This window comes from Streptomyces sp. NPDC054834 (assembly GCF_053611185.1).
On sequence record NZ_JBSGZV010000079.1, the window covers coordinates 20,869 to 27,628 of the forward strand.

The window sequence follows — 6,760 nt, forward strand, 5'->3', positions numbered from 1 at the left end:
TCAAAGGACTCGACTCCAACATGCCGGGCCAACTGGGCGCGAGCCGCACTCACGTATCTTCAGTAAGGCCGGTTCACGCCGGTGCGTGCGGCGCACTGCGCGTGGGCCGAGCGCCCCATGGGAAAGTCCGCACGCTCTACCGGTGCCCACGGGCGGCGGAAATGATGAGCCACACCGCACATGAACCAGGTGATCCGCACCCCTGTCCCTCGGCCAGGCGGACATGCGGCGGAAGGAGCTCATCGTGTTGCTTCTCATCTCCCCCGACAGCGTGCAGGAGGCCCTCGACTGTGCGAAGGCGGCGGAGCACCTGGATATCGTCGACGTCAAGAAGCCTGACGAGGGCTCGCTCGGCGCCAACTTCCCCTGGGTCATCAAAGAGATCCGCGACGCGGTCCCGGCGGAAAAACCGGTGTCCGCCACCGTGGGAGACGTCCCGTACAAGCCCGGGACGGTGGCTCAGGCCGCGCTCGGCGCGGTCGTCTCCGGCGCCACGTACATCAAGGTCGGCCTCTACGGATGCACGACGCCCGATCAGAGCATCGAGGTCATGCGCGCGGTCGTCCGGGCGGTGAAGGACTACCGCCCCGAAGCGCTCGTCGTCGCCTCGGGCTATGCCGACGCCCACCGGATCGGCTGCGTCAACCCGCTCGCCGTGCCGGACATCGCCGCCCGGTCCGGCGCCGACGCGGCCATGCTTGACACCGCCATCAAAGATGGGACGCGGCTGTTCGACCACGTTCCGCCGGACGTCTGTGCCGAGTTTGTCCGGCTGGCCCACGCGTCCGGTCTGCTCGCCGCGCTCGCGGGCAGTGTCAAACAGAGCGACCTCGGTCCGCTGACTGGCATTGGGACGGACATCGTGGGCGTGCGCGGAGCGGTGTGCGAGGGCGGCGACCGCAATGCCGGAAGGATTCAGCCGCATCTGGTGGCCGCCTTCCGGGCGGAGATGGACCGGCAGGCCGAGCAGCACGCTGCCGGCGTCCCCGCCGTGAACTGACCACCGGCATGCCGATTTTCGAGCCCGGCCGCGTCTCCGGACGCCGGGCCGCGTGTTTCGCCGTCGTCGACCCGGCCACCGGGGAGACTTTCGACGAGGCCCCTGACCAGCAGTCGGACGAGTTGGACGCCGTGGTGGACCGGGCCCGCCGGGCCTGGCACGGCTGGCGCGCCGATCCGGCCGCCCGCACCACCGCGTTGCGTGTGGCGGCCGACGCGGTGGAGAGGGCCGGCGACGACCTCGCCCGGTTGCTCACCCGGGAACAGGGCAAGCCCCTGGCCGAGTCGCACACGGAGGTTGCCCGTACGGCGGCCCGCCTGCGCTACTTCGCAGATCTGGCCCCGACAACCCGGCGGATCACCGACGGCCGGCCCGTGCATAGCGAGATCCGCTGGCGACCTCTCGGACCCGTCGCCGCGATTGTGCCGTGGAACTTTCCCCTCCAGCTGGCGGCTGCGAAGTTCGCGCCCGCGCTCGTGGCGGGCAACACCATGGTCCTCAAACCGTCCCCGTTCACCCCCCTGGCCACCCGGCTGCTCGGCTCGGTCCTGGCCACCGCCCTGCCTGATGATGTACTGACCGTCGTCACCGGCCGAGAACCTCTCGGCGCCCGCCTCGCCTCCCACCCGGGCATCCGTCACGTCACCTTCACCGGCTCGGTGCCCACCGGGCGGGCCGTCGCGGAAGCGGCGGCGGCCTCGCTCGCCCGGGTCACCCTGGAGCTGGGCGGCAACGACGCCGCCGTCCTGCTGGATGACGTTGAGGTGGACCGGATCGCGGACCGGCTGTTCTGGGCTGCGTTCCGCAATTGCGGGCAGGTGTGCATGGCGGTCAAACGCGTCTACGCCCCGGCCCGGCTCCACGCCGAAGTCGTCGAAGCCCTCGCCCAGCGCGCGAAAACCGTCGCCGTCGGGGCCGGCCTCGACCCGGACACCCGGCTGGGCCCGGTCAACAACGCCCCCCAGCTGGCCCGGGTCGAGCAGGTCACGAAGCAGGCCCTGGCGGACGGCGCCCGGGCGGCGGCCGGCGGCCACCGGCTGGACGGGCCGGGCTACTTCTTCGCTCCCACGATCCTCACCGATGTCCCGCCCGGCAGCCCGGTGGTGACCGAGGAACAGTTCGGACCGGTCCTGCCGGTGCTGCCGTACCGGAACCTCGACGAAGCTGTCGACGCGGCCAACGACACCGGCTTCGGACTGGGCGGCTCCGTCTGGGGCACCGATCTCGACCGGGCCGAGGCGGTGGCCGACCGGCTCGAATGCGGCACGGCCTGGATCAACCACCATGCCGAACTGTCCCTCGCCCAGCCCTTCGCAGGCGTCAAGAACAGCGGTGTCGGCGTCGCGGGCGGACCGTGGGGGCTGTACGGCAACCTCCGGCCGTTCGTCGTCCACCGCCCGCGGGAGGAATGACGATGAGGTTCCAGGCGGCCGTACTGCGCTCGTACGAGAACCCGTTCGCCCTCGAGGAGGTGACCCTGCGCACGGAACCCGCCGTCGGCGAGATCCTGGTCGAGATCGCGGGCTGCGGGATGTGCCGGACCGACCTCGCGGTCCGGCGATCGGCCGGCCGCAGCCCGCTGCCGGCAGTGCTCGGCCACGAGGGGTCCGGGGTCGTGGTGCGGACGGGCGGCGGCCCGGACACAGGGATCGCCGTCGGTGACCACGTCGTGCTGAGCTTCGACTCCTGCGGACACTGCCGGAACTGCCGCGGCGCGGCCCCCGCCTACTGCGACTCCTTCGCCTCCCTCAACCTCTTCGCCGGACGCACGGAGGACACGCCGCGGCTCACCGACGCGACCGGGGCAGCGCTGGCCCCCCCGTGGTTCGGCCAGTCCTCGTTCGCCCAGTACGCGCTCGTTGCGGCCCGCAACGCCGTCCGGGTCGACCCCGCGCTGCCCGTCGAACTGCTCGGGCCGCTCGGCTGCGGCTTCCTCACCGGCGCCGGAGCCGTGCTGAACGCCTTCGGCGCCGGCCCCGGCGACACCCTCGCGGTCTTCGGCGCGGGAGCGGTGGGCCTGGCCGCGGTGATGGCGGCCACCGCCGCCGGCGCGCTGACCGTGGCCGTCGACCGGCATCCCCAACGGCTGGCCCTGGCCGAACAGTTCGGCGCGATCCCGCTCCCCGCCAGAGCGGCCGGACTGCCCCAGCAGATCCGGCGGCTGACCGACGGCGGCGCGCAGTACGCGCTGGACACCACGGCCTCCGCCCCGCTCATCAACGACGCGCTCCGGGCACTGCGCCCCACCGGCAGCCTCGGCCTGGTAGCACGGCTCCACACCGCGCTGCCGCTCGAGGCGGGCACGCTGGAGGGAGGCCGCAGCATCCGCCACATCTGCGAAGGGGACGCCGTACCCCAACTGCTGATACCCCGGCTGGCCGGGCTGTGGCAGGCCGGACGCTTCCCCTTCGACCAGCTGATCCGCACCTACCCGCTGGCCGACATCAACGAGGCCGAAGGCGACTGCGACGCGGGCCGCGTGGTCAAACCCGTTCTGCTCCCGGAGGGAAGCCGATGAGCGAGGCATGCAGCACCGCAGACTCACCGCATCCGACAAGCAGGCACCTCGCAGTCCCCACTCCCGCCAACGGAGGAAACATGGCCGGCACGGCGCCACAGCACACGGACGTCGAAGGCGTGGACGCAGGCGTGGGTCTGACCGCCCTCCTGGTCGCCGCGGCACGGGCGATCGAGACCCACCGCCATGACAGCCTGGCCCAGGACGTCTACGCGGAACACTTCGTGCGCGCCGCCCCGGCGTGCGCCAACTGGCCGGTGCGCATCCAGCAGGTCCCGGACGGGGACGGCAACCCGCTGTGGGGGCGGTTCGCCCGCTACTTCGGCCTGCGGACCAGGGTCCTCGACGACTTCCTCCTCCAGTCGGTCGGTACGAGTGCACGTCAAGTGGTCCTGCTGGGCGCGGGGCTGGATACTCGCGCCTTCCGGCTGGACTGGCCGTCCGACTGCGTGGTCTTCGAGATCGACAGGGCGGGCGTGCTGGCATTCAAGCACCAGGTGCTCATGGACCTGTCGGCCACCCCGAAGGTCAAGCGCGTCCCCGTACCGGTCGACCTGCGCGCCGACTGGGTCACCGCGCTGACCACCGCCGGCTTCGACCCGGCCGCACCGAGTGTCTGGCTGGCCGAGGGACTGCTCTTCTATCTGCCGAGCCCCGCCGAGACCTACCTCATCGAAACGGTGGACCGGCTGACCACCCAAGGCAGCGCACTGGCCTTCGAGGCCAAGCTAGAAAGCGACCTGCTGGAGTACCGCGACAGCGCGATCTACACGGCGACGCGAGAACAGATCGGCATCGACCTGCTCCACCTCTTTCACAAGGGACCACGACCCGACTCCGCGGGCGACCTGGCAGCCAAGGGCTGGTCCACCTCGGTACACACCCCCTTCGACTTCACCCACCAGCACGGACGCGGCCCCCTCCCTGAGCCCAACGACGCGCTCGAGGGGAATCGGTGGGTGCTCGCGCACAAGCCCCGGCTATGACGTCCCCAAGCGCTCACGGCGACGTCCGCACAGGGCCCGGTATCCAGAACACCGCCCGGACCTCCTTTCGGGAACGTCCGCGCTGGCGAGCTACGGCCGCTACCGTGCCGAACTACAGCCCTACGATGTGAAGCGCGGGAGTGTGGCGTTGGAGAATCTCTTCGTCCCCAACAAGATGTGGCAGAACGAGGGCCTTTCCCGCACGTTCTCGTGCTGCTGGGCTAGTGCCGCATCAGGCAACGTTTGCCCTGTAGACGACGGCGCGGGGGTGTTGTGATCCTGGGGCTGCTGGTCGCGCTGCGATGTGCGGACGCCGTGGTCAGATCCCAGGTCCGTAACCGGGGTCTGGCTGCCGGCGGGGGGTCCACCACTCGGTGAGCCCCCACAACGCGAGCGCGAGCGTGGCCAAGGCTACGAGTGCCGCGACCCAGGGGCGGTGCACCCATCTGGTGGCCAACACCCAGGCGAAGAGCGGAACCAGAGCGCCGCCGAGCACGATGAGCGGCAGATCGATGAAGAGCACGCTCAGATCGCGGGCATGGCCCTCAAATCCTCCGTCGATACTGACCGCGGCGCGCGGTGCCCAGACAAGCGGCGCGGCTGTCGCACCGAGGCCGGCGAGTAGGCATCCGGCGCCGCCCTCAGTCTTCGGGTTCATACTCGTGGTCCGTCCCGCGGTTCTCTCGCCCATGCCCGCGATAGACGCAGCGGCGTGGTGCACGGTTCCGACAGAGCGGCCGCGTGTCGTAACAGCGAACGTTTGGCCCGTTGTGATGTGACGCGCCGTCCGGGTGCTGTACCGGGTGGCAGGGGGCGGCCACTCTGTGCTGATGGCGATACGCGTACAGGTCCGAGAGATCGACGATGCCGAGGGCCAGCGGCTACTGCGGATCATCCGCAGGGGCACTGGATCGGTGGTGACCTGGCGGCGGGCCCAGATGGTACTGCTGTCCGCGCAGGGCATGCCGGTGGCGAAGATCGCCGAGGTGACCTTCACCAGCGCCGACCGGGTTCGCGATGTGATCCACAACTTCAACGCAGACGGCTTCGACTCGCTCTACCCGAAATACAAGGGCGGTCGGCCGAAGACGTTCACCCTGCCCGAGCGCCGCGAGATCAAGAAGATCGCCAAGTCCAAACCAGTCGAGCACGACCTGCCGTTTTCCACCTGGAGTCTGTCCAAGTTGGCGGATTTCCTGGTCGCCGAGGGGGTGGTCGACGACATCAGCCACGAGGGCCTGCGCATCCTGCTCCACGAGGAAGGCGTCTCCTTTCAACGCCTGAAGACCTGGAAGACCTCCCGCGACCCCGACTACGCGGCCAAGAAGGCCCGCGTCGAACACCTCTACGCGATCGCCGACGGCGAGGTCATACCCGAGGAGGGCGAGCCCGAAGTCATCTTCTGCATGGACGAGTTCGGGCCGCTCAACCTGATGCCGCACCCTGGACGGCAGTGGGCCGAACGCGGCGGCAGGCACAAGGATCAAGGCCGTGAACCCCGCCGTAGACGCCGGGCCACCTACAACCGCTACGGCGGCGTGCGACACCTGTTCGCCGCCCTGGACCTGGCCAAGGAAAAGCTCTACGGCCACATCAAGCCCATCAAGCGGCGCACCCAGTTCCTGGAGTTCTGCCGTTACCTGCGCACGCTCTACCCTCCGACCGTGCGGATCGCGATCGTATGCGACAACTTCTCCCCGCACCTGACCACGAAGAAGTGCCAACGGGTGGGCACCTGGGCGGCGGCAAACAATGTCGAGATCGCCTACACACCGACGAACTCCTCCTGGCTCAACCGCATCGAGGCCCAGTTCACCGCACTGCGCTACTTCACCCTCGACAGCACCGACCACGCCACCCACAAAGAGCAGGGCAGCATGATCCGCCGCTACATCATCTGGCGGAACCACCACGCCGACGACCGACGCCTACGAACCGTCGTCGACAGGGCAAACGTTGCCTGATGCGGCACTAGTACGAGGGGTTGGGAACTGCTGCAGAGTGACAGTGCGTGGGCGCGTTCTGGTGTGTATGAGTGAGCGTCTCGGTCACATCGTGCGTGTGCGCCTGAGTGGGGAACGGGAGTTCTTGCATCGAATGCGTGACCTTCGCGGGAGGTGTTCGTTGGGCGTGGTGAGGGGTTCTTCGGCATCGGGCGGGGGGTGGGGCGATGGGCGGGTTGCGTGTGGTGGCGGCTTCGTTCGTGGTGCCGGGCCCGTCCGGGGTGGCGATCCGTGGCAGCCTCAAGGGGCTGAC

General features: G+C 69.6%; 6 protein-coding genes. 5 read left to right on the forward strand and 1 reads right to left on the reverse strand.

Annotated elements, in window-relative coordinates; all coding sequences use genetic code 11:
• The first annotated feature begins 244 nt into the window (after positions 1-244).
• The 4 genes from ACWGJM_RS46945 to ACWGJM_RS46960 all read left to right on the forward strand — a co-directional run bounded on the left by ACWGJM_RS46945 (position 245) and on the right by ACWGJM_RS46960 (position 4,504).
• Entirely contained in the window at positions 245-1,000 is a 756-nt protein-coding gene (locus ACWGJM_RS46945; protein WP_453417925.1) for a (5-formylfuran-3-yl)methyl phosphate synthase, read from the forward strand.
• An 8-nt stretch (positions 1,001-1,008) separates the two neighbouring features.
• Positions 1,009-2,412, forward strand: coding sequence for an aldehyde dehydrogenase family protein (locus ACWGJM_RS46950; protein WP_453417920.1), 1,404 nt, complete (start codon positions 1,009-1,011; stop codon positions 2,410-2,412).
• 2 nt (positions 2,413-2,414) lie between these two features.
• On the forward strand, positions 2,415-3,518 hold the full coding sequence (locus tag ACWGJM_RS46955; RefSeq protein ID WP_453417921.1) for an NAD(P)-dependent alcohol dehydrogenase: 1,104 nt from the start codon (positions 2,415-2,417) through the stop codon (positions 3,516-3,518).
• 80 nt (positions 3,519-3,598) lie between these two features.
• The gene (locus ACWGJM_RS46960) at positions 3,599-4,504 is read left to right on the forward strand and encodes a class I SAM-dependent methyltransferase (RefSeq protein WP_453417922.1); all 906 of its coding nucleotides are present in this window, start codon (positions 3,599-3,601) and stop codon (positions 4,502-4,504) included.
• A 319-nt stretch (positions 4,505-4,823) separates the two neighbouring features.
• On the opposite strand, the gene ACWGJM_RS46965 is transcribed toward ACWGJM_RS46960, so the two are convergent.
• A complete protein-coding gene (locus tag ACWGJM_RS46965; protein WP_453417923.1) occupies positions 4,824-5,225 on the reverse strand; it encodes a hypothetical protein in 402 nt (133 codons plus the stop codon).
• Positions 5,226-5,334: 109 nt separating this feature from the next.
• Between ACWGJM_RS46965 and ACWGJM_RS46970 the strand changes: the two genes are divergently transcribed.
• A complete protein-coding gene (locus ACWGJM_RS46970; RefSeq protein ID WP_453417924.1) occupies positions 5,335-6,468 on the forward strand; it encodes an IS630 family transposase in 1,134 nt (377 codons plus the stop codon).
• Positions 6,469-6,760 lie beyond the last annotated feature (292 nt).

What these genes read in the sequence shown, in the direction of transcription:
- ACWGJM_RS46960 (WP_453417922.1), top strand. Translation starts at nt 3,599, where the DNA reads ATGGCCGGCACGGCGCCACAGCACACGGACGTCGAAGGCGTGGACGCA.
- ACWGJM_RS46970 (WP_453417924.1), top strand. Translation starts at nt 5,335, where the DNA reads ATGGCGATACGCGTACAGGTCCGAGAGATCGACGATGCCGAGGGCCAG.
- ACWGJM_RS46950 (WP_453417920.1), top strand. Translation starts at nt 1,009, where the DNA reads ATGCCGATTTTCGAGCCCGGCCGCGTCTCCGGACGCCGGGCCGCGTGT.
- ACWGJM_RS46955 (WP_453417921.1), top strand. Translation starts at nt 2,415, where the DNA reads ATGAGGTTCCAGGCGGCCGTACTGCGCTCGTACGAGAACCCGTTCGCC.